Annotated in this window: 21 protein-coding genes; 8 read left to right on the top strand and 13 right to left on the bottom strand. The window is 53.0% G+C overall.

Features of this window, described 5'->3' with window-relative positions; genetic code table 11:
- Positions 1-134: 134 nt before the first annotated feature.
- The 6 genes from exaC to fdnG form a co-directional block, all read right to left on the bottom strand.
- The gene (gene exaC / locus J1785_RS16300; protein WP_217219915.1) at positions 135-1,673 is read right to left on the bottom strand and encodes an acetaldehyde dehydrogenase ExaC; all 1,539 of its coding nucleotides are present in this window, start codon (positions 1,671-1,673) and stop codon (positions 135-137) included.
- 101 nt (positions 1,674-1,774) lie between these two features.
- A complete protein-coding gene (locus J1785_RS16295) occupies positions 1,775-2,416 on the bottom strand; it encodes a glutathione S-transferase (RefSeq protein ID WP_217219914.1) in 642 nt (213 codons plus the stop codon).
- 85 nt (positions 2,417-2,501) lie between these two features.
- Positions 2,502-3,416: a formate dehydrogenase accessory protein FdhE gene (fdhE, locus tag J1785_RS16290; protein ID WP_129954014.1), complete on the bottom strand. Its 915-nt coding sequence runs from the start codon at positions 3,414-3,416 to the stop codon at positions 2,502-2,504.
- Entirely contained in the window at positions 3,413-4,072 is a 660-nt protein-coding gene (gene fdoI / locus J1785_RS16285) for a formate dehydrogenase cytochrome b556 subunit (protein ID WP_129954015.1), read from the bottom strand. Before fdoI ends, fdhE begins: the two co-directional genes overlap by 4 nt.
- Positions 4,069-4,980 carry a formate dehydrogenase subunit beta gene (fdxH, locus tag J1785_RS16280; protein WP_129954017.1) on the bottom strand — a complete coding sequence of 304 codons (912 nt, stop codon included), beginning with the start codon at positions 4,978-4,980 and terminating at the stop codon, positions 4,069-4,071. The genes fdoI and fdxH overlap by 4 nt, the downstream gene beginning before the upstream one ends.
- A gap of 12 nt (positions 4,981-4,992) precedes the next feature.
- A complete protein-coding gene (gene fdnG, locus J1785_RS16275; protein WP_217219912.1) occupies positions 4,993-8,040 on the bottom strand; it encodes a formate dehydrogenase-N subunit alpha in 3,048 nt (1,015 codons plus the stop codon).
- 145 nt (positions 8,041-8,185) lie between these two features.
- Between fdnG and fdhD the strand changes: the two genes are divergently transcribed.
- The 7 genes from fdhD (at position 8,186) to yiiM (ending at position 13,777) form a co-directional block, all read left to right on the top strand.
- Positions 8,186-9,028, top strand: coding sequence for a formate dehydrogenase accessory sulfurtransferase FdhD (gene fdhD, locus J1785_RS16270; protein ID WP_129954021.1), 843 nt, complete (start codon positions 8,186-8,188; stop codon positions 9,026-9,028).
- A gap of 34 nt (positions 9,029-9,062) precedes the next feature.
- On the top strand, positions 9,063-9,236 hold the full coding sequence (locus J1785_RS27085) for an AAA family ATPase (RefSeq protein WP_217219911.1): 174 nt from the start codon (positions 9,063-9,065) through the stop codon (positions 9,234-9,236).
- Positions 9,237-9,377: 141 nt separating this feature from the next.
- Positions 9,378-9,551, top strand: a complete 174-nt coding sequence (locus J1785_RS16260; protein ID WP_217219909.1) for a hypothetical protein — start codon at positions 9,378-9,380, stop codon at positions 9,549-9,551.
- 188 nt (positions 9,552-9,739) lie between these two features.
- Positions 9,740-9,952, top strand: a complete 213-nt coding sequence (locus J1785_RS16255; RefSeq protein ID WP_217219908.1) for a hypothetical protein — start codon at positions 9,740-9,742, stop codon at positions 9,950-9,952.
- Positions 9,953-10,164: 212 nt separating this feature from the next.
- Positions 10,165-10,785, top strand: coding sequence for a superoxide dismutase [Mn] (gene sodA / locus J1785_RS16250; protein WP_129954025.1), 621 nt, complete (start codon positions 10,165-10,167; stop codon positions 10,783-10,785).
- A gap of 267 nt (positions 10,786-11,052) precedes the next feature.
- Entirely contained in the window at positions 11,053-12,999 is a 1,947-nt protein-coding gene (locus J1785_RS16245; protein ID WP_217219906.1) for a methyl-accepting chemotaxis protein, read from the top strand.
- Positions 13,000-13,105: 106 nt separating this feature from the next.
- Positions 13,106-13,777: a 6-hydroxyaminopurine reductase gene (gene yiiM / locus J1785_RS16240; RefSeq protein WP_129954028.1), complete on the top strand. Its 672-nt coding sequence runs from the start codon at positions 13,106-13,108 to the stop codon at positions 13,775-13,777.
- Positions 13,778-13,840: 63 nt separating this feature from the next.
- Here the strand turns inward: yiiM and J1785_RS16235 are convergent, their stop codons facing one another.
- Together J1785_RS16235 and J1785_RS16230 are read right to left on the bottom strand one after the other, a co-directional pair.
- On the bottom strand, positions 13,841-14,200 hold the full coding sequence (locus J1785_RS16235) for a YibL family ribosome-associated protein (protein WP_217158895.1): 360 nt from the start codon (positions 14,198-14,200) through the stop codon (positions 13,841-13,843).
- 65 nt (positions 14,201-14,265) lie between these two features.
- Positions 14,266-15,765, bottom strand: coding sequence for an aminotransferase-like domain-containing protein (locus J1785_RS16230; RefSeq protein ID WP_129991536.1), 1,500 nt, complete (start codon positions 15,763-15,765; stop codon positions 14,266-14,268).
- A 144-nt stretch (positions 15,766-15,909) separates the two neighbouring features.
- Between J1785_RS16230 and J1785_RS16225 the strand changes: the two genes are divergently transcribed.
- Complete coding sequence (locus J1785_RS16225; protein WP_217219899.1) at positions 15,910-16,518, top strand: LysE family translocator; 609 nt, start codon at positions 15,910-15,912, stop codon at positions 16,516-16,518.
- A gap of 130 nt (positions 16,519-16,648) precedes the next feature.
- On the opposite strand, the gene J1785_RS16220 is transcribed toward J1785_RS16225, so the two are convergent.
- The 5 genes from J1785_RS16220 to J1785_RS16200 form a co-directional block, all read right to left on the bottom strand.
- On the bottom strand, positions 16,649-17,197 hold the full coding sequence (locus J1785_RS16220) for an MltR family transcriptional regulator (RefSeq protein ID WP_014411435.1): 549 nt from the start codon (positions 17,195-17,197) through the stop codon (positions 16,649-16,651).
- Between the two features lie 136 nt (positions 17,198-17,333).
- Positions 17,334-18,482, bottom strand: a complete 1,149-nt coding sequence (locus tag J1785_RS16215; protein WP_129954035.1) for a mannitol-1-phosphate 5-dehydrogenase — start codon at positions 18,480-18,482, stop codon at positions 17,334-17,336.
- A 138-nt stretch (positions 18,483-18,620) separates the two neighbouring features.
- Positions 18,621-20,534 (bottom strand): PTS mannitol transporter subunit IICBA, encoded by a 1,914-nt coding sequence (locus tag J1785_RS16210; RefSeq protein WP_129954037.1) that lies wholly within the window; start codon positions 20,532-20,534, stop codon positions 18,621-18,623.
- A gap of 526 nt (positions 20,535-21,060) precedes the next feature.
- On the bottom strand, positions 21,061-21,855 hold the full coding sequence (locus J1785_RS16205) for a DsbA family protein (RefSeq protein WP_129954039.1): 795 nt from the start codon (positions 21,853-21,855) through the stop codon (positions 21,061-21,063).
- Between the two features lie 177 nt (positions 21,856-22,032).
- A complete protein-coding gene (locus J1785_RS16200) occupies positions 22,033-22,755 on the bottom strand; it encodes a DUF3053 domain-containing protein (protein WP_129954041.1) in 723 nt (240 codons plus the stop codon).
- Positions 22,756-23,145 lie beyond the last annotated feature (390 nt).

The following is a 23,145-nucleotide window of genomic DNA, read 5'->3' as shown; positions in this document are numbered from 1 at the left end:
CTTTAAGTTAACCGCTAAATGAGCGCAATGCACAATAGATTAATGATGTATTAAGTAAACTCACTGACGATGGCGTTTTTATATGCCATCGTCAGCCGGAAAAATCAATTACGGTCAGAATGCGCGATCATTCCTCAGAAAAGCCCCATCGGTTTACTCGAATAAGAAACGAGTAAACATTTCGTTTGCTGATAGTGATCCAACATCATTTTATGAGTCTCGCGCCCGATACCGGACTGTTTGTAACCTCCAAATGCGGCATGCGCCGGATAAGCGTGATAACAGTTGGTCCATACGCGTCCGGCCTGAATATTGCGGCCCATGTGATAGGCCACATTGCCGTCACGACTCCAGACACCTGCGCCTAATCCGTAAGCGGTATCATTGGCAATTCGCAGCGCATCGTCCATATCTTTAAACGTGGTGACGGCCAGCACCGGTCCGAAGATTTCTTCCTGGAAAACACGCATGTTGTTTTTACCCAGCAAAATAGTGGGTTGCAGGTAATATCCCTCGTTCAGCGAACCTTCGAGTTTTTTCTTCGCGCCGCCGGTCAGTACCTCTGCGCCCTCTTTTTTACCGATTTCGATATAATCCAGAATGGTTTTCATCTGTCCGGCAGAAACCTGCGCGCCCATCTGGGTTTCAATATCCAACGGGTTACCGGTTTTAATAGCCTCAACACGTTTGATCGCACGTTCCATAAAACGTTCGTAGATAGATTCCTGAACCAGCGCACGGCTCGGACAGGTACAGACTTCACCCTGATTGAAGGCAAACAGCGCAAACCCTTCCAGCGCTTTGTCGAAGAATTCATCCTCTTTATCCATCACATCGGCAAAGAAAATATTGGGTGATTTACCGCCCAGTTCCAGCGTGGCCGGGATCAGGTTTTGTGCGGCATAGCCGGCGATTTGCTGGCCGACCTCCGTCGAGCCGGTAAACGCCACTTTCGCGATACGTTTAGACGTCGCCAGATATTCGCCGATCTCACCACCCGCGCCGTTAACCACATTAATGACGCCCGCAGGCAAAATGTCCTGCACCAGCTCCATCAACAACAGAACGGACAGCGGCGTCAGTTTGGCGGGTTTGAGCACAATGCAGTTACCTGCCGCCAGCGCCGGTGCCATTTTCCAGCACGCCATCAACAGCGGGAAGTTCCACGGGATAATCTGCGCCACCACGCCGAGCGGTTCGTGGAAATGATACGCAACGGTTTCGCTGTCGATTTCGCTGATCCCGCCTTCCTGCGCACGCACGCAAGAGGCGAAATAGCGGAAATGGTCGATGGCTAACGGCACGTCGGCGCCGCTGGTTTCGCGGATCGGTTTACCGTTATCCCAGGTTTCGGCGTTTGCCAGCAGTTCAATGTTTTGTTCCATGCGATCGGCGACTTTCAGCAGTAAATTTGCACGCTGCTGCACCGGCATTTTTCCCCATGCGTCTTTGGCCTTATGGGCGGCGTCCAGCGCCAGATCGACGTCATCGGTGCCGGAGCTGGCCACTTGACACAGTACCTCACCGGTCACCGGTGTCAGATTGTCGTAATACTGTTTTTTCACCGGCGCGACCCATTCACCGCCAATGAAGTTGTCGTATTGTTTTTTGAGTTTAAGCGGGAAACCGTATTCTTCCGGTTTGACGGCATGAGGATTTTTATCATAAGCCATGATGGAACTCCTTTATGCAGCAGGGATTAGCAGAGCGCTGCATAAAGTCTAGGCAGTGAAAATCGAACCGGTGGGATGTAAAGAGAACTCTTCGAGCGGCTTCACACCTTTTTAGCTGCAAAGCTGGCGTTACCACTCCCGGGTGGGGTGGTGCGCGCGAAACTCTCGCGCTGGAACAGGCGTTCTGCCAGTTTTACCAGTTCAGGACGCTCAACACACCAGCCCGGCGCGATACGCCGGAAATTGAGATAGCCCAGACAACAGGCGACGGCAATGTCGGCCACATTGAGGCTTTCAGAATTGAGCAATGTACGGCTTGCCGCATGCTTTTCCAGCGCATCCAGCCCGCGCAACAGTTTTTCCCTCTGGCGCAAAATCCAGGCTTCGTTACGTTTATCAGCATCGCGGCGACCTTCCAGCACCAGCGCCACGGCGGCATCAGTGACACCGTCGGCCAGCGATTCAATTTGCCTCACACGTAACGCGTCCAGCGGTTGCCACGGCAACAGCGTGGGTGCGACATTCATCAGTTCGATGAACTGCACAATAATCGGCGAATCATAAAAAACTTCGCCATCATCGGCCACCAGCGCGGGGACTTTTCCGAGAGGATTGTACTGTGTGATTTTGCAGCCCGGTTCGTGGGGCGTGTCGTTAATGAAATCAAACGGGATGCCTTTTTCCAGCAACATCACCGAAATTTTGCGCACATACGGGCTGGTATAACTGCCGATCAATTTCATCAGACCCTCCTCGTTTTCGCCGGAACCTCTATTAAAACTAGCAGCCATGCAGGGGTTTACCAGTCACGGCTGCCGGTTTTACCGGTTATTCAGCGGGAAACAGGAACGGGTTGATGCCGCTGCCGGAAAAACCTTTGTCTTCCAGACGGTCATCAAGTAACAGCGTCGCAAGGTCGTCCGCTACCGCGTCTGCCTGCGGGTCTTTATCCTGATAAATCACTTTCAGGTAAGCATTGCAATCGTCGCAGGCTTCGGCTTTCACCGTGGCCTGTTCATCGCCGATGGACCAGAGGTTTACATGTTCCATTGCATCGCAGTTGCTGCATTTTGCGCGCACGACATGCCATTCACTTTCGCAAAGATTACAGTGCAGATAGCGCAGGCCGCTGTGGGCACCAAACGCGATCACCGCAGAAACGGGAACGCTGCCGCACACCGGACAGAACAGACGATTTTCGCCATAATCTGCCCGCCCGACACCGCGCAGTTGCGCCGCCATCTGTGCCCAGTACAGCGACAACGCAGCCCAGATAAACGGGGCTTTGTCAGCCGGAACGTGTTTGAAATCCTGGCAAAGCAGCTCTGTCGCCATCATTTCGCGCTGAAGATTCGGGGAGTGTTCAAGGCGCTCAAGCACACCGAGCACCGGCTCTGACGCGCCGTGTTTGAGCACCCTAATCAGCGCATCCAGCAATGTAAGCCAGTGCGGCGTTCGTGGAAACAACCGGCAATCGAGCGGCGGTTTACCCGCCGCTTTCGCTAATTCATCACGCAGGTCGACAGTGAGCGGGAAATCTTTCAGCACGCGCTGCTGGGCATCGCAAATCGCCGCAGCAAAATTCAGATATCCGTCGAGCGGGCTGTCTTCGGCCAGTTTACGCAGGCGATCGGCACGGCGCTGATACAGCGTTTTCAGATTGGCGAACAGTACCGGCGGGATATTCCCCGCCGTGGTTTTACCGTCTGCCAGCGCGTCCCGGGGGACAATCTGGATGCTCATCCGGCTTTCCTCTCATCTTTATCTTGTTCTTTTTTCAACGCTTCAGCACGCACCTGACGGTACCAGCGTGGGTGGTGATACTTCGCCCATGACGCAGGCACTTTACCGCCGGTCATCGCCGGGATAGAGCCTTTCGCCCAGGTCGCAGCGTAGACATGCATGATAATCACCAGAATCAGGCCGATGCCGGCCAGCGAATGCACCAGCAGCGCCAGACGGATCAGCGGGATCGGGAAATAACCGGCAAACCACGGACGCCAGATAATGACGCCACTGGCCATCAGAAGCACAAGACAACTGATCGCCGCCCAGAACACGCATTTCTGACCGAAGTTGTAGCGCCCGGTATCGCCGACCTCATGGTTGGTCAGCACTTTACCGATATTTTTCACCCACACAATGTCGTCTTTTTCCGGCAGGTTGTGCTTCCAGTAGCGCAAGAACATGCCGAGGAAAGAGATGAACATCACCACGCCGAAAAACGGATGCAGGATACGCGCCATCTGGGGTGTGCCGTAAATGTTCATCAGCCAGTTAAACGACGGGAAAAAGAAGCCGATGCCGCTGAGGGCGAGCGTCACAAAACAAAAGGCAACAATCCAGTGATTGAGACGTTCCGCCAGATTATAGCGCTGGATTAACTTCTCTTTTTTCATGGTCGTTTCTCCTCATCATCATGTTTTTCTTCCTCTTCTCTGTGCTCATCCTCTTTCACGTAGTTCGGCCCCACGCCCAGGAAATGGAATGCTGCGGCGGCGAAAGTTACTGCGAAGCCGACAGCAGCCAGTGGTTTCCAAACCCCTTTCCACAAGGTGACCGCCGCGCTGATGGCCGGATCTTTTGGCAGGCCGTGATACAACTCAGGATTGTCGGCGTGATGCAGCACGTACATCACGTGCGTACCGCCAACACCCTGCGGATCGTATAAACCGGCATGATCAAACCCGCGACCTTTCAGCTCGCTGACCCGTTCTGCGGCTAAATCCTGCATGGCGGTTTTCGTACCGAAATGAATCGCGCCGGTCGGGCAGGTTTTCACACACGCCGGTTCCTGGCCCACACTCACACGGTCAACGCACAGCGTGCATTTATAGGCACGGTTATCCTGTTGGTTGATGCGCGGAATGTTGAACGGGCAACCGGCGATGCAGTAACCGCAGCCGATGCAATGTTCCGACTGGAAATCGACGATGCCGTTGGCGTACTGCAAAATCGCCCCTTCCGCCGGACAAGCCTTCAGGCAGCCCGGATCGGCGCAGTGCATACAGCCGTCTTTGCGGATCAGCCATTCCAGCTTGCCGTTTTGTTCCACTTCAGAGAAACGCATCACCGTCCAGGATTTCGCACTGAGATCCATCGGGTTATCGTAAACGCCGGTGTTGATACCGACCTCATCGCGCAGGTCGTTCCATTCGGAACAGGCGACCTGACAGCCTTTACAGCCAATGCAGGTGGTGACGTCGATAAGTTTCGCCACTTCCTGCTGATGGTCACGGGCGCGCGGCGCTGGCGTCAACCCGTTGGTTGCGGACTTACGCAGTATGTCCTGAGATTGCATTGCCATAATTCGCCTCCGTTAGACCTTTTCCACGTTAACCAGGAACGCCTTGAATTCCGGCGTTTGCGAGTTAGCGTCACCGACTGACGGCGTCAGCGTATTGGCTAAATAACCTTTACGCGTCGCACCTTCAAATCCCCAGTGGCACGGGATGCCAATGGTATCGACGTGCTTACCGTCGATGGTCAGCGGCCGGATGCGCCTGGTCACCACGGCTTTGGCCACGATGAATCCGCGCTTCGAAGACACTTTCACTTCATCACCCTGCGCAATGCCCTTCGAGGCGGCCAGACTTTCGCCGATCTCGATAAACTGCTCAGGCTGCGCAATGGCGTTGAGCAACGCGTGTTTGGTCCAGTGGCGGAACAATTCGGTAATTGAATAGGTGGTCGCCACATACGGGAAGTCTCGGGCGGTGCCCATATTCGGCAAATCACTGGCAAAAATACGCGCAACCGGGTTCGAGATAACGTCCGGATGCAGCGGGTTGGTGCCAATCGGTGATTCGATAGGTTCGTAATGCTCGGGGAACGGACCGTCGGCCATTTTGTCGGTCGCAAATAAACGCCCGACGCCTTCCTGTTGCATGATGAACGGCCCGACACCCGAACCCGGCGCAGCGGCGCTGTAATCCGGGACGTCAAAACCGGTCCACTTCGCACCATCCCAGCGGATGATTTCGCGTTTCGGATCCCACGGCTGTCCCTGCGGGTCGGCGGAGGCGCGGTTATACAGAATGCGGCGGTTGAGCGGCCAGCACCATGCCCAGCCGGACGTGCAGCCCAGACCGGACGGATCGGCGTTATCGCGGCGCGCCATCTGATTACCGGCTTCCGTCCAGCTTCCCGTATAAATCCAGCAGAAACTGGCCGTGCTGCCGTCATTTTTCAGATGGGCAAATGTTGAAAGTTGCTGGCCTTTTTTCGCCAACAGATTGCCCTGATCGTCATGAATATCGGCCAGCGCTTTGCCGTTGGCTTCGCGGGCGATCTCTTCCGGCAACGGGTCGAGTGGATCCTGATAATCCCACGCCATATTCAGCACCGGCAGCGGGTTCGCACCGCCTTCTTTCTGATACAGTTCGCGCAGTTTCATAAACAGACGGGCGATAATTTTGCCGTCATGCAGCGCTTCACCCGGTGGCTCAGAGGCCTGAAAGTGCCATTGCAGCCAGCGACCGGAGTTGACTATTGATCCGTTTTCTTCGGCGAAACAGGAAGACGGCAGGCGGAACACTTCGGTCTGAATATCGGCGGTTTGTACGTCGTTCATCGCGCCGTGGTTCTGCCAGAAATTCGAGGATTCGGTGACCAGCGGGTCGATCACCACCATGTATTTGAGTTTCGAGAGCGCGCGCGAAGATTTGTTTTTATCCGGGAATGCCGCCAGCGGATTGAAGCCCTGCACGATATAGCCGTTGAGTTTGCCTTCGGTCATCAGCTCGGCCTGTTGCAACACATCGTAGCTTTTGTCCCATTTCGGCAACCAGTCAAAGCCCCAGTCATTTTCCGCCGTGGCATGTTCGCCCCAGAAGCTTTTCATCATGCTGACGAAAAAATTCGGCGTGTTTTTCCAGAAATTGACCTGTCCGTCCACCAGCGGCACGGGGGTGATTTGTTGCAGATAATCAGTAAAACGGGTCTGTTTTTCAGACGGCAAAGGCATGTAGCCGGGCAGGTTCAGAGACAACAAACCGAGGTCGGTATAGCCCTGAATATTAGAGTGACCGCGCAGGGCATTCACGCCACCGCCGGGCATACCGATATTGCCGAGCAGCAACTGAATCATCGCCGCACAGCGGATGATTTGTGCGCCGCCGGTATGGTGCGTCCAGCCCAGTGCATACAAAATGGTCGACGTTTTGTCGCGCGCACAGGTTTCCGCCAGAATGGAACTGATCAGCAGGAAATCTTCTTTCGGGGTGCCGCACAGGCGCTCCACCAGTTCCGGCGTGTAACGGGATACGTGCGCTTTCAGCAGATTCCACACACAGCGCGGGTCCTGCAACGTTTTATCCTGTTTCGCGAAGCCTTTTTCATCAAGCTGATAGTGCCAGCTTTCCTTGTTATAGGCTTTTTTCGCTGCGTCAAAACCGCTGAACAGCCCGTCGTTAAATTCATAGTCTTCACGCACCAGCAGGCTGGCGTTGGTATATTCCCGGACGTATTCGGTCTGGATTTTATTGTGGATGATCAGGTAGTTGATCATACCCAGCAGGAAAACCGTGTCGGAACCGGCGCGGATAGGCGCGTAAATATCGGCCACGGCAGCACTGCGGTTAAAGCGCGGGTCGACCACGATGACTTTAGCGTTGTTTTTGGTTTTGGCCTCAATCACCCATTTGAATCCGACCGGATGCGCTTCTGCCGCATTTCCGCCCATAATCAAAATCACGTTGGCATTTTTGATGTCGACCCAGTTGTTGGTCATCGCGCCACGACCGAACGTAGGCGCTAATGCTGCAACGGTCGGGCCGTGACACAGCCGGGCCTGGCAGTCGATCGCCACCATACCCAGTGCGCGGGTGAATTTCTGATCAAGCAGACCGGTTTCGTTACTGGCCGCTGAAGAACACAGCATACCGGTGGTCAGCCAGCGGTTGACCGTGACGTTATTGTCATTTTTCTCGACAAAGTTGGCATCGCGGTCATCTTTCATCAGGCGGGCGATACGGGAAATCGCCTCATCCCAGGAGATGCGCTGCCACTTATCGGAGCCGGGTGCACGGTACTGCGGATGTGTCAGGCGGCCTTCACTGTGGATGTAATCCAGCACACCTGCACCTTTCGGGCACAACGAGCCACGACTGACCGGATGATCGGCGTCACCCTCTACATGAAAGATATTTTCAGTGACATTTTTTGCGCCGTCGCCCTGGCTGTAAATCAGCATGCCGCAACCTACGGAACAGTAAGTGCAGTTGTTGCGGGTTTCACGTGAGCGAAGCAGTTTGTATTGGCGGGTTTCCGCCAGCGCCAGAGTCGGCGTGAATCCTAATAATGCTGCTGTGGTGCCGGCCATACCACCCGCACATATTTTGAATAATTGTCTTCTGCTGACTTGCATGAAAGACTCCTTCCCATCATTTAGGCACACATTGCTTTTCAAATTGGCGCTTTCATGAACAACGTCGAAAGCGGTAAAATTAAGGTATAAAGTCCTGATTTTTTGTACGGCTTATGTAGCCGGAATGTTTATAAGGTTATTGCTAATGGATGTCCATCACGTAAACGAACTGGGCGAAAAAGATGACAAAAAAGTGACTCAGATCATCGGAGCGAGCCAAAAACCGGTGATGCAACGCACACATCTCAATGAACCTGAAGATGACTGGATTGCTCAGGAAGTGCCCGTCGCTCTGGTCTATAACGGCATTTCACATGTGGTGATGATGGCGTCGCCAAAAGATTTACAAGCCTTTGCGCTGGGCTTTTCATTGTCAGAAGGGATTATTGAATCCACCGGTGAGATTTACGGGATGGAGGTGACGCCAAACTGCCACGGTATAGAAGTTAATATCGAACTGTCGAGCCGCCGTTTTGCCGGGCTGAAAGAACGCCGCCGGGCTATGGCGGGCCGCACCGGTTGCGGAGTCTGCGGCATCGAACAGTTAGACGATCTGTTCCGCCCGCTCGCGCCACTGCCGTTTACCCAAACGTTTGAGCTGGCGAATCTGGATAATGCGCTGCATCAGCTGAAATCCGTACAGGAAATCGGCCAGCTTACCGGTTGCACCCACGCCGCTGCCTGGATCACGCCGGAAGGTCAGTTACTGGGTGGATGCGAAGATGTGGGCCGTCACGTGGCGCTGGATAAAATGCTGGGTATCCGTGCCAGACAGAGCGACTGGAAATCCGGTGCCGCGCTGGTATCAAGCCGCGCCAGTTATGAAATGGTGCAAAAAGCCGCCATGTGCGGCATCGAAATTCTGTTCGCCGTCTCCGCCGCCACCACGCTCGCGGTCGACGTCGCCGAAAAATGCAATCTGACGCTGGTCGGTTTCAGCAAACCGGGACGGGCAACGGTGTATACGCATCCGCAGCGGCTGAGGTAAACTCAGCGCAGAATTTGAACAGTTATCCATCAATGTGGGCGTATTCGAGAATACGCATTTTGATTTCCCACCGATTAAAAGTGCAGAAGCTGATGCTGAAAAGGCAGAGATCCATATCTTCACCGGCCCGAACGGCTGCGGGAAAAGTACTCTGCTGTATGCGCTGGCGGCGGTATTTGATGAAGCAAAATGGGGGACATGTCTTTAATTAATTCGCGGCTGGCGACAAAAGACAACCGTGTTCATTACATGTTTGACCATCAAAACGGTTCATATAGCGGGTATAAGTTTCTGGCTCAAGGCGGTGACAGCCTTGGTTATTCTGATTCAAGCTATTCAGAAATTATTTATGAATACCATCAATCTGCAAAAGCATTCCTTGATTCTGGAAGAGATTTTTGAAGTGAAGGAACAGTTTGATGTCGAAAACGTTTCCGCTGGTATTCACCCAAATGCTATGAAAATGTCCGCCAAAAGTTATTCGACGCAAGCCTTCAACATTGTGCATTTTGCGACGGACTGACCGGTGCTGAAAGCCGCCAGACCATCGAACATTTTAAGCCCAAGGAACGCCACGCCTTTCCGGAACTGGCTTTCCACTGGCAAAATCTTTATCCCTGCTGTGACCGCTGTCAGAGTGAAAAAGGTAACCGATATGATCCCGCACTGCTCAACCCTGATGATCTCGAATATCATTTTGATGATTACTTCGTGGCAAATTACCTGACAGGTGAAATTGAAGTATCTCCGCTCGCCAGCACGGAAAACGGTCACAGAGCATGTGTTACTCTTGAGCTATATGGATTAAATCTGGATATCCGTACTGCGCGTCGTAAACGGGAAGCGCAAATATTTCAGCGCAGAAATCCGGAAACAGAACTCTTAGATGACTTCAGTTATCGCTATTTCATCAAGAACAGCTAAAGGCCCCTTTAAGCACCGCGTGCCTTTAGACAATTTAGGATTGTTTGCGGTTATCTGGTTCTAAGCCCCGAATAACAGGCGCTTACGCGTATCTATCCGCTGGCGGGGACAGAGATAATCATTTTCAATATCATTTAATTAACTATAATGATCCGACTGATTACGCGGTGCTCACAATGACGGTGCCGCCCTACACTACGGAGACGATGAACATGAGTTATTCACTGCCATCACTGCCTTACGCATACGACGCACTCGAACCGCATTTCGACAAAGAAACGATGGAAATCCATCACACTAAACATCACCAGACTTACGTTAACAACGCTAACGCTGCGCTGGAAAGCCTGCCGGAACTGGCTGCACTGCCGGTTGAAGAACTGATCACCAAGCTGGATCAGGTTCCTGCAGACAAGAAAGTCGTTCTGCGTAACAACGCAGGTGGCCACGCTAACCACAGCCTGTTCTGGAAAGGCCTGAAAACCGGCACCACACTGCAAGGCGAACTGAAATCTGCCATCGAACGCGATTTCGGCAGCGTTGACGCTTTCAAAGAAACTTTCGAGAAAGCAGCGGCAACCCGTTTCGGTTCAGGTTGGGCATGGCTGGTACTGAAAGATGGCAAACTGGCCGTCGTTTCTACAGCTAACCAGGACAGCCCGCTGATGGGCGAAGCCATTTCCGGCGCTTCCGGTTACCCGCTGCTGGGTCTGGATGTGTGGGAACACGCTTACTACCTGAAATATCAAAACAAACGCCCTGATTACATCAAAGCCTTCTGGGCTGTTGTAAACTGGGACGAAGCTGCAAAACGTCTGGCTGAAGCGAAGTAATTTCGCACTGCCGCCCAGCACGGGCAAGATGTCTTAGCCAATGGCGGGTCTGTGACCCGCTTTTTTATGTCCTGAATTTGTACGCATGCTCACTGTTTCACAGCGAATTATTCTTCTGTTTCCCACCATTATTAGACCCCGCTCGCATTAATCAAAAATACGCCACACATCCTATAAAGTTTATGAAAAAGCCTACCGATAGATTGTTCACAAAGGCGTCACAAAACCGCATGTCTATTTAAAAGGGATGTTTGACGGAGAATGATTATGAGTAACGGATCGGGTCTTTCGCAGTGGATGAACAATCTTAAGGTCGGCACCAAACTGGGTCTGGGTTTCGGCCTGGTGCTTTTGATCGCGGCCGTCATTACCACTGCGGGAATGATTAAATTTAACGACATCAGTCAGCGTGCGGAAAAAGTCGATTTCAGTAATCAGATGAATGCATTACTCAATGATGCCCGCCTCAGCCGTACGCTTTATCAGCTCAATTACAATCCGGTGTATCTCAAACAAAACCAGGACAACATTGACGCACTGTCGCAACTGATAACCCAGTCGAAAGACAAGCTGGACTGGGATACCGCCAGTCAAACAAATCTCGATCAGGTGCCGGTGAAAATCCATGAGTACCAGCAGGCGCAGGCCGCATTCAAAGAAGCCGTCGATCGCAAAGATGCGGTGCGGGCCAGCTGGAATCTTTCCGAGACGGAAGCCGTGGTGACGCGTTTGCAGGATCAGTTACGCGTAGAAGATGCCGATCCTTCCATTCGGCTTTCACTGGCTGAAGTGATTCAGAAACTGATCAGTGTGCGTTATAACGTGCGCGGCCTGTTGCTGAACATTAATAAAGAAACTGAAGCCAAGCTGTTGAAGTCAATTGATGATACGCAAGCGAATGCTAAAAAACTCAACGCATTATTGTTGCCGGATCAGCAGGCCACACTTGCCCCGCTGATGAGTGCACTGGCAACCTATAAAAATCACGTTCAGGCGTTCATGCCGGCTTATGAAGATGAACAAAAAAATTCACAATTGCTGTCAGTAAAAGCCGCAGAGATGAACGCTCTGGTAGCGAAAATCTTTAAAAATGAACTGATTAACACGCATAAAGATATACGTGATGCGCAAAACATCATGATGGTGATTACACTGATCGTACTGCTGGTCGGGATTATCATTGCATGGCGAATCACCCGCCAGATTGCCCAGCCGCTGCGTGATACGCTGAAAACAGCAGAGGCGATTGCGCAGGGTGACCTGACTGTGGCGCATCCGACCACACGTCGCGATGAACTGGGCATGCTGATGAACGCGGTATCCGCAATGAGCCAGAACCTCAGCACCATGATTTATGAAATCCGCTCCGGTGTTTCACAGGTATCTCACGCGGCGGCGGAAATCGCTGCCGGGAATACCGATCTTTCCTCACGCACCGAACAGCAGGCTGCGGCCGTCGAAGAAACCGCCGCCAGCATGGAAGAACTGAGCGCAACGGTGAAACAGAACGCTGATAATGCCCATCACGCCAGCAAACTGGCCAGCGAAGCTTCAGGTACCGCGACGCTCGGTGGCAAACAGGTCGGCCAGGTGGTCGACACCATGCAGCAGATTTCCGGCAGCTCAAAACGTATTGCTGAAATTACCTCCGTCATCAACGGCATCGCGTTCCAGACCAATATTCTGGCGCTGAACGCCGCCGTTGAAGCCGCCCGGGCCGGTGAACAGGGGCGCGGATTCTCCGTCGTCGCCTCGGAAGTCCGCACACTGGCACAGCGCAGTGCACAGGCAGCGAAAGAAATTGAAGGACTGATTGCCGAATCCGTTGAGCGGGTGAATACCGGTGCGAAGCTGGTGGAAAACACCGGACGAACCATGCAGGACATCGTAAAATCGGTCTCGCATGTGCGCGATATTATGGGTGAAATCGCCTCTGCTTCTGACGAACAAAGCCGTGGCATCAGTCAGATTTCGCAAGCGATTGTCGAAATGGACAGCACGACACAGCAGAATGCCGCGCTGGTTGAGCAGTCTTCCGCCGCCGCTGATTCACTCGAAGATCAGGCCGCGACGCTGACCCAGGCAGTCTCGGTATTCCGTCTGGCTGATAATGGCGACAGACTGGATGCGCCAGCATCCGCCGCGCTGCGCCGTCCGACTCTGGCACTGCCGGCACAAAGCAAAACCAGTCAGGATAACTGGGAAACGTTCTGATTAACGATTTAACCTGCGCACCCGTTTGTGTGCAGGTATTCCTTCTACTCCCGCTGTCGAATGCAGGTTATGCTTGAGCAAGTGACCTTTCAGCAGCGGAGAGCTTATGCATTATCCCGACGTATATATCGGTACCATCGAACATTATCCCGATTTTTCATCCAGTGCGATTGCCAAACGTCAGGTTGATGGCAGCATCGCTTTAACGCCGCTCGGGCTGGAAAATGATCAGCAAGCCGAAAAGGCTTATCACGGTGGCGCTGACCGCGCGCTGTGCCATTTCCCCCGCGAACATTACGCCTGGCTGCGCCAGCAATTTCCCGAAGAAGAAGACCGCTTTCATCCCCCTGCGTTTGGCGAAAATCTTTCAACGCTGGGCATGACCGAAGATAACGTGTTTATCGGCGATATTTTCCGCTGGGGCGACGCGCTGATTCAGGTCACCCAGCCGCGCGCGCCCTGCTACAAGCTGAATCATTTTCTCGACTGCAAAAACCTGTCGCCGTTGTTACAACAAAGCGGACGTTGTGGCTGGTTATATCGGGTCGTCAGTACCGGAAATGTCAGCGGCGACCGGCCGCTGGAATTGCTGACGCGCAACAGCGAGGTGTCTGTTGCAGAAGCGATTTCTATCGCCTTCAACATGCCATTTGATGAGGAACAGTATCGCCGTCTGATGTCTGCCGCAGGGATCTCCGCCAGCTGGAGTAAAACCATGCAAATGCGGCTGGTAAACCGCAAGATCGAAGATTTTGGACGACGATTGTTTGGGAAGTAATGTTAACGCCCTCCCCTTCGCAGGGGGAGGAGCAGGGCAAAACTTCACCCCCGGAGTATTAGTTTAGAATTCTTTCTTAGAAAAACCGGTCACCGCTTTCAGGCCCATTTCGCGGCCCAGCGCCGTCATCGGGTGAACCACCACGATACCGCGTACGGTTTTCTTCAGCGTGCCCATATCAGCCTGTTCTTTCTTGGTGATTTCACGGCTGAACAGCTTTTCCAGCTTCTGCGCTTCGGTGCTGAGTTTTTTCTCACGCACGGCTTTCAGACGCGCGATTTCTGCCGCGAGCTTTTCTTTTTCTTCTTCGTGCTTAGCGATTAACTCGGCGTTACCCGCCTGAATCACGATCGCATCTTTGTGATTCAGTGCATCCAGCATATCGCTGAGACGTTTGATCTCGGCTTTTTCAACTTCTTTCATGATTTCAGATCCGTTCATGCCGCAGCGGGCACGATTGTAAATGGGGGATAATAACCGTCAGTGTATCAGGAAGTGCGGGATTCTTCAGCTTGCTCCTGCGTTTCTGCCAGCCCCGGAGGCAAACCGCACATCTCACAGGCCCGCTCACCAATGCGGATCATTGCTGAAATATAGCGTGTATCAAAAACATAGCAGCACGACAAACGCAGGCCATTGGTGTAGCGGCCGCTGGGTGAATACAGTTGCCCCGGCGTCATACAAATTTTATCTTTCAGCAACTGGCGGAACAGCGTGACGCAGTCGACACCCGGCGGGAAATCCACCCAAATCACAAATCCGCCTGCCGGCTGTGTGGCACGGGTGCCTTGTGGAAAGTGGCGGGCGATTAGCGCGCGTGCCTGCTCAACCTGCGACGCGTAGCGCTTGCGTAAAGCCCGCAGATGATGATCGTAACCGCCTGACTCCAGAAACAGCGTCAGCGTTTGGGAAAGCAAAGCGGACTCTGCCATTGACGATACAGCTTTCAGTTTATGCAGCTTATCGGCAAAGCGTCCGCCTTCCACCCAGCCGATGCGAAAATCAGGGGCCAGCGTTTTGGTAAAGCTGGTGCAAAACAGGATCCAGCCGTCACGGTCAAAGGCTTTTACCGCCGGAGACAATGTCGCGCCAAATTGAATTTCCGCGTACAACCCGTCTTCAATCAGCGGGACATGGTGATCGTTCATCAGCCGCGCCAGCCGTTTTTTTGCCGCCAGCGGCATAGTAAAGCCCAGCGGATTTTGCGCCGTCGGCATGGCGATCACCGCATTCAGACGTTTCTCGGTCAGCAGCATTTCCAGCACATCCAGCGACAGGCCAGTTTGCGGATCCGTGGGGATTTCCACCGCTTTCAGTCCGAGACTTGCCAGCATCGGCAGCAGGTAAAAATAGGTCGGCGTTTCCAGCCCGACGCTGTCACCGGGTTTGGTGGTGACGCGCAACGCCAGCTGTAACGCTTCCATGCAACCGTGCGTAATCGTGATATCTGCGGGTTCTAAAATCATACCGAGCGCCAGTGCACGGCGGGCAATTTGCTGGCGTAACGCCGGGCTGCCCGGCGGCAGCGCGTATTGCCCGATCAGATTGGGCTGACGACGCAGCAATGATGCCATAATTCGCCCCAGCTTGCCGGTCGGGTAAAAATCGTTCGACTGCGGGCAGGCCAGCGATAAGTTGGTATAGGTGGGGTCAATTTGTGAGGCGAACACTGTGTCGATCAGATCCAGCACTTCATCTGCGGGTTTTGCGGCTGGCGTTTGTGGTTGTTCCTGTGGCTGATGGTTCAGCGCAGGCAACGCGGCACGGACATAAAAACCCGACTGCGGGCGTGCCTCGATAAAGCCGCGATCTTCCAGCCGCCGGTAAGCCGCTACCACAGTGTTGATGCTGACTGACCAGGTTTGTGCGCTGCGCCGCACGGACGGCAAACGGCTGCCCGGCGCGAGTGTGCCACGGCGGATAGCGTCCGCCAGTTGTTCTGCCAGCTGGTTATATCGGGTGTCGCTGAAATCCGCGGTGTCAGTCATGGTGTCAGTTCCGTAAAAAGCGATGGGTACAGTTTTGGGTTACGCAATCTGTAACCATAACAATAGCGTATTTCTGGTTCTGTTACCTTCTCTGTTCAGCGTTTACTCTGGCTATCTGGAAAACAGGGGATGCAGGAAAACAACATGATCGATACCGCTTTTGTCAGTTACGTCACTGTGATGTCAATTACGCCCGGCCCGAATAATCTGTTGCTGGCGGCTTCCGGGGTGAATTTCGGGCTGCGCCGCAGCGTGCCGATGATGCTGGGCATTACACTTGGCTGCGTGGTGCAATGTGCGCTGATGACTTCCATGCTGGCGATTCTGCTTAGCTGGATGACGGTGGTGCGTCTGCCGATGGCGGCAGTGGGCTGCGCCTATCTGTTCTGGTTGTCGTGGAAAATTTACCGTTCCGGTTCGCCAAAAGAAGGGACCAAACAGCAACCGATGAACATGGTTAATGGTGCATTATTTCAGGCTGTGAACCCAAAAGCCTGGCTGATGGCGACTAATGTGGCGATCTTATTCACCCCGCCTGATGGCAACATGCTGCATCATACACTGCTGATTTGTATCGGCTTCGCGCTGATCAATCTGCCCTGCATTCTGGTGTGGGTAGTGATGGGTGACAGGTTACGTCAGGCATTACGGGTAGAATGGAAGCTGAAAATGTTCAACACGATCATGGGCGGCATGATGGCGTTAACCGCGCTTTGGCTACTGGTGGGCGAAGTGCGTCATGCGATTCACTAAAACGAATCCCCAAAATAGTTCGGGTTGCAGAAAGGCGGCAAGTGATGGAATCCTGATGAGCTTACTCAAGTAAGTGATTCGGGTGACTGAACGCAGCTAACGCATCTGCGGCCCGAAGTATGACGGGGATTCACTTTTGCACCGGAGAAAGCCTGGAAGGCTGCTGATTACTGATATGGGCAATCAGCCCGGTCACGGAAAGCACCATGGTGGAGCGGACGATTTGCTGATAACGCTGGCGTTGCATGGCGATCAGCGATTCGTCGGCTTCCCCGGGTTTCAGGAAGGTCGGTGCCGGCGGCAGTTCTGTCACACAATGCAATTCACCGAACGGGCCGAGAATTTCATCATCGGTAAAACGATACTCTTCGCCGTCGTAATTCAGCTCTTCACGCAACGCCATCAGTAATTCCGCATCTTCATACTCGTGACGGCTGATTACACCCAGCGCATAAATCAGTTTTAAGCGAACAGACAAATCACCAAGCGGGCCGGTGCCGGTCAGTAAAGGTTCGACTGCATATTTCACCGCGTAATCGTCTTTGCGGAAAACCTGCACGACCAGAATATCCAGCGCTTCCGCCAGTAACTCCACAGCGGTCATTAAAAAGCTGCGCACGGTTTTACCCGCATTGAGCTTTTCAAGGACACGGTTTTCAAACGCCTGAGCTTTTTCCATAGGGCTTACTTGCATTAAAGAGCCGGTGCCGACAGCGCCCCTGGCGTCATCCATGATGCGCGCATGTCGGACAGAGACATCCTGCCCGACAGGGCTTTCTTTGCCTGGTGTTGGCGAAATCAAAATAAACGCAGTATCAGCGCATCGATTCGTAGAGAGCGACGGCTTTCGCCACGACTTCGCCATCTTCTGGCAGACCTGAAATCTGGGCGAGGGCTGCTTTTGGCCCCACTTTCTCCAGCAATTCTACCAGTTCTTTCGCTTGCGGATCCTGCTCGCTGCGATAATGCATCGCGGCCGCAATTCCTCTCACCAGGTTGTCGTTCGGCAGGCGATATTCCTGCGTACCCAGCAAAGGTTTGATCAAACGATCGCCTGCGCTCAGTTTACGCAGTGGCTGACGGCCAACGCGTTCAACATCGTCATGCAGGTACGGATTTTCGAAACGGGTCAGAATTTTTTCGATGTACGCGAAATGTTTTTCCGGGTCAAAACCGTAACGGCGGATCAGCACTTCACCGCTCTCCTCCATCGCACCACGAACCACCAGACGCACTTTCTCATCAAGAATTGCATCACGAATTGTCGCATGGCCTGCCTGCTGACCCAGATAGGCGGTGATGGCATGGCCGGTATTGAGGGTGAACAGTTTACGTTCGACAAACGCCATCAGGTTATCGGTCAGTTCCATGCCGGCGATTTCCGGCAATTCGCCTTTGAACTGGGTTTTGTCGACGATCCATTCACTGAAGGTTTCAACGGTAACCTCCAGCGGATCGGTGGTGCCAGCAGCGGCAGGCGGAACGATACGGTCAACCGCAGAATCGACAAAGCCGATATGCGCTTCAACCCAGGCTTTTTCATCTTCCGGCAGCGCATTGAATACGTGCTGTTTAAACTGGCTGGTGCCGCGCACCATGTTTTCACAGGCAATAATGTTCAGTGGCTTTTCATTGCCCTGCTGATGACGCAGCACCAGACCTTTGGCGACGTTTGGCGCGATTTTTTCCAGCACGGTCGGGCCGACGGCGGTGGTCACCAGATCGACTTCAGCGATCAGGTTGATGGCCTCCTGACCGGCGCTGTTCACGGCATTCACATTCGTGACAGGCTCAATGGTGGCCTGCTCACCGACAACGTGCACGTCATAACCTTTACGGCTGTTCAGCGCGTCCAGCAACGCAGGGCTGACATCCGCAAACGTCAGTTCAGCCCCGGCATCAGCAAGTAATTTGCCAATAAAACCGCGACCGATGTTACCTGCACCAAAATGTAATGCTTTCATAATATTTCCTTCAAATCGGAGGCCATACTTTATGGTAAAAAGCTTTGGGTAAAGCCGGGAGCCGCCCGGCTCCGAATCAACAAGCGGGTCTTTTATCAAGACCCGCTTAGTGACGCTCTACTGATTAACCGCTCAACGTTAGCCGCGAAGGATGGTCAGAACTTCTTCAACGCTGGTGGTGTTCGCCAGACGGTCAATCACCCCGTCTTCATCCAGCGCCGTGGTCAGTTTGGTGATCACGTTGATGTGCTCATTGTTACGCGCTGCAATACCGACGACCAGGCGTGCACGGTCATCTTCATCATCGCCCCAGCGGATACCCGCCGGATACTGGCAGAACACGATACCGGTTTTCAGTACGCGATCTTTCGCTTCAATGGTACCGTGCGGCACAGCAATGGATTCCCCCAGATACGTTGAGGTCAGTTGCTCACGTGCCAGCATCGCCTCCACATATTCTGCCTGAACATAACCGCCTTTCACCAGTTGTTCACCGGCAAAACGAATCGCGTCTTCTTTGGTGCCCGCATTCAGGCCGAGGAAAATGTTGCTTTCGCTGATGCGGAACAGGTTTTCGTTTTCATTGTCAGCCACAAGGCTGTCGCCCAGCGTAGTGGTCACTTTCTCTTTGTACTGGCTGGCTTTGTTCACTTCTACCAGACGGGAAGTCAGGTCCGTGTACAAGCCGCTGTCGAGGAAGTTAGTCAGCGAAATGTGCTGTGCATGTGGCACCTGACGCATGGCACGTTCGGTCAGGTCACGGTGAGTAATCACCAGATCCACGTCATCAGGCAGATTGTTGATTGCACTGTTGGTGACGCTGATGTTGGTCAGACCTGCATCCTGCACTTTTTTGCGCAGCACACCGGCACCCATGGCGCTTGACCCCATACCGGCGTCACAGGCAACGATGATTTTACGTACGGTAGACAGGTCACCCGCTACGCCTGCAACAGCCGGTTTGCCGCCTTTAGACTGGGCTTTCATATCCTGCATGCGACGTGTTGCTTCGTCCAGATCGTCGCCATCTTTCGCTTTGGTGGTTTTCAACAGGAATGCGGAGATCACGAAGGACACCGCAAATGCTGCCACAATCGCCGCAATGTTAGCGAAGTACGTGCCTTTTGGCGTCATCGCAAGAACCGCAAGAATGGAACCCGGAGAAGCCGGGGATACCAGGCCACCGTTGAGCAGCGTCAGGGTGAACACGCCGGTCATACCCCCCAGGATTACCGCCAGCAGCAGACGTGGGTTCATCAGAACGTATGGGAAATAAATTTCGTGGATACCACCCAGGAAGTGGATGATTGCCGCGCCGCCCGCAGATTGCTTAGCGCTGCCACGACCGAAGAACATGTACGCCATCAGGACGCCCATACCCGGACCTGGGTTCGCTTCGATCAGGAAGAAGATAGATTTACCGGTTTCAGTCGCCTGCTGGATACCCAGCGGAGAGAAGATACCGTGGTTGATGGCGTTATTGAGGAACAGGATTTTCGCCGGTTCAACAAAGATAGAGGCGAGCGGCAACAGGTTATGGATAACCATGATGTGCACGCCTGCAGCCAGCAATTTAGACAGGGCTTCAACCAGCGGGCCGATGGCCAGGAAAGCCAGGATTGCCAGCAGCATACCAATAATACCGGCCGAGAAGTTGTTAACCAGCATCTCGAAGCCGCTTTTGATTTTACCGTCAACCCAGCGGTCAAAACGCTTGATGCACCAGCCGCCTAACGGGCCTGCAATCATTGCGCCGAGGAACATTGGCATATCCGCACCAACGATAACCCCCATTACGGTGATTGCGCCGACCACACCACCACGATCACCACCAACCAGACGACCACCGGTAAAACCGATGAGCAATGGCAGAAGATACGTGATCATCGGGCCAACCAGTTTCGCTAATGTTTCATTAGGGATCCAGCCGGTAGGAATGAACAGAGCAGTAATGATACCCCAGGCGATAAATGCGCCGATGTTGGGCATTACCATGTTACTCAGGAAGCGACCAAAGTTTTGAACTTTGATCTTAACGTCTGGTGAAAACATAAAACGCACCCCTATTGATACGCGCTGACAATAGAGCGCGTGATATCAGTTAATTATCGGTGACGGTTATTTCGGTTTTTGTGCCACTGCTTTAAAAATCCGTCCGTCGAATTGCTGTCTGCGAGGCGGACTCTACCATGTGATTATAGGCCTCGCGTAGCCACCCCACAGCTCGTGACGCAGATCACACATACGGGACCCTTACCCCCTGCATTTTGGTGACTTCGATCACAAAAACAGTCTGTAACCGAGCTACACTGGCGATTATTTAAGCGCAACACCCCTCATAATGTGACTTAAGTCACTTTTTGTTAACGAGTCTTTATCATTAAAACGTGATATTCATCACAAATTATTTTTGGGCGGACTTGTGTATTTCGCTTAAAAAAAATTCAGACGTGTCTTAGGAAAGGAAAACTGAGTTTACAGAGGAAATGCTGAAAGAAAATTACAGGCGGGGGCGGAAAAACAAAACGGCGAACTGTCAGACAGCCCGCCGTGATGAAATCGTGTTTTACAGAGAAAATTACTTCCCGCCCTGCGCCTTCACAATGGCGGCCTGCAGTTCTTCAGCAGAAACGGCACCAGGCAGCACACTGGTGTTTTCAGCAGTTGCACCGCTGGTTGGCATCACCACGAAACCCGGGGTGCCGCTGAAGCCCAGCGTACGTGCCAGCTCATCGTTAGCGGCGATCGCTTCGTGTGTGGCTTTGCGCTGTGCATCGGTTGGCGCTGTCGCTTTGGCAGCTTTCACTGCACCGGCGATATCAGCATCTGTAAGCTTACCTTCATCATGACCCGTGCGGTAAATGCTGTTGTGATAATCGAAATACGCCTGGCTGCCTTTTTCTTTCCAGATGGCCATACCGGTTTCCGCAGCCGTGATGGAGGCTTTCCAGCGATCACCGAAGATTGGCCATTCTTTGAAGACGAAGCGCACGTTCGGGTTCGCTTTCACGGTCTGCTCAACCACCGGCGCCATGTGGCTACAATACAGGCACTGATAATCGAAGAATTCTACGAACGCGACTTTGGCATCTTTCGGACCATAGCTTGGGGTCGCCGGGTCGTTTACCAGCGTTTTGGCGTTTTCAAGCACGGCGCTCAGGGTTTGCTGTTGTTGCTGATCAGCCTGCTGTGCCTGCAATTTCTGGCTGACCTGCACCAGAATTTCCGGGTGCTGCAACATGTAATCCGCCGCAATTTTACCAATGGCTTCCTGCTGCGCCGGGGTGAAATCTGCGGTTGCGCTGTCGGCAGCAAAAGCCAGCGTCGGCGCCAGCACCAGAGAAGCCAACAGAGTCATCGTCTGACGTTTCATCAAAAATCCTTAAAGTGAAATACGGGGAAAATCGGACAGTTGCCTTCAAAAGTAGAGGAATTCAGCCGGATTTGCAGGCTAAAAATTGTCATTTTTTATAAATCTATGGGCAGGGTCCGGGGCAATAAAAAAGCCACGTACAAGATGACGTGGCTTTTTTGCAGATTTTAGTGTGGCTTAGTGGCTGAAATCGCCCTGCGCGACTTTTTGCGCCTGAAGCAATGTCTGCTGTTTGCCCACCAGATTAGACATCATGGTGTTGTACTGCGTAGCCTGTTGCTGCGTCGGGAACTGCACGCCGCCGTTAGCAAAGGCGACCTGAGTGCCTTGCTGTTGCAGGAAATCACCCACTGACACGATATCCTGCGTGAAGCTTTGCAGCGCAGGCACCAGCGGGGTCAACACGTTAGCAGGCTGGGTCACCACACTGTTGTATACCTGGCTATAAACGGCTTTCAGATCATCCGGCTGTTTCAGTGCAGCCATCGCGGTATCGGCTTTGACTTTCGAATCACGCAACTGGGCATTGAGCATGCTCAGCGTACTTTCCGCCTGTTGCAACGCGCTGCGCTGCGTCATGTAATCCTGCGGCGTACGCACCTGACCAATCGCGCTGACCACCGGTACCAGGCTACCTTCAACGGCACCTTTCATCTGGCGGGAGAATGACAGAATGATGCCGTAGTCATTCGCGTAATTACCAAAACGTTGTTTCTGATCTTCACTCAGCGACGGCAGATTTTGCCCGCTGCGCATGACGGTATTTTGCAAATAATCGATAAAGGCTTTGCGTTGTTCCGGTTCTTTATCGCCGCATGCAGTGAGCTGAAACACCACCAGCAGTGCGATAATCGGCGCCAGCCAGCGAGACAATACACCGCTTCTGATCCCTACAGCCATGAGTCCTGACTCCTGATTTCAATGTTCTTCTTCCGGCCAGTTCCCTGCCGATATGCGGCTTTCCATGCCAGGTATCAACCCAAAATACTTCCAGATGCGGGAAGGCAGCAAGCACGCGAATCCCTATGAACTTACATAAGTAAGTCATTCTGGCGCAGCCGCCACCTGCAATCTGAAGTATGACGGGTATAGGATAGAACATCTCAGGCAGATGTGATACTCACAAAACAAGTACGTTGAGTTATCGTTTCCAGGCCCCCTTCGCTTTTTTTGCGTACAACGCTTACCTGTCATTTCACTATGTGGCTTTATCTCCTGAATGAATAATAGAAATAAATCTTCATACCTATTTCTATTTATTCATATTTATTAACAAGCTGAGAATTAAAG

Origin of the sequence: Rahnella perminowiae (assembly GCF_019049755.1) — a bacterium.
GTDB classification, from domain to species: domain Bacteria; phylum Pseudomonadota; class Gammaproteobacteria; order Enterobacterales; family Enterobacteriaceae; genus Rahnella; species Rahnella perminowiae.
This window is presented reverse-complemented; position numbering and strand designations above follow the sequence as displayed.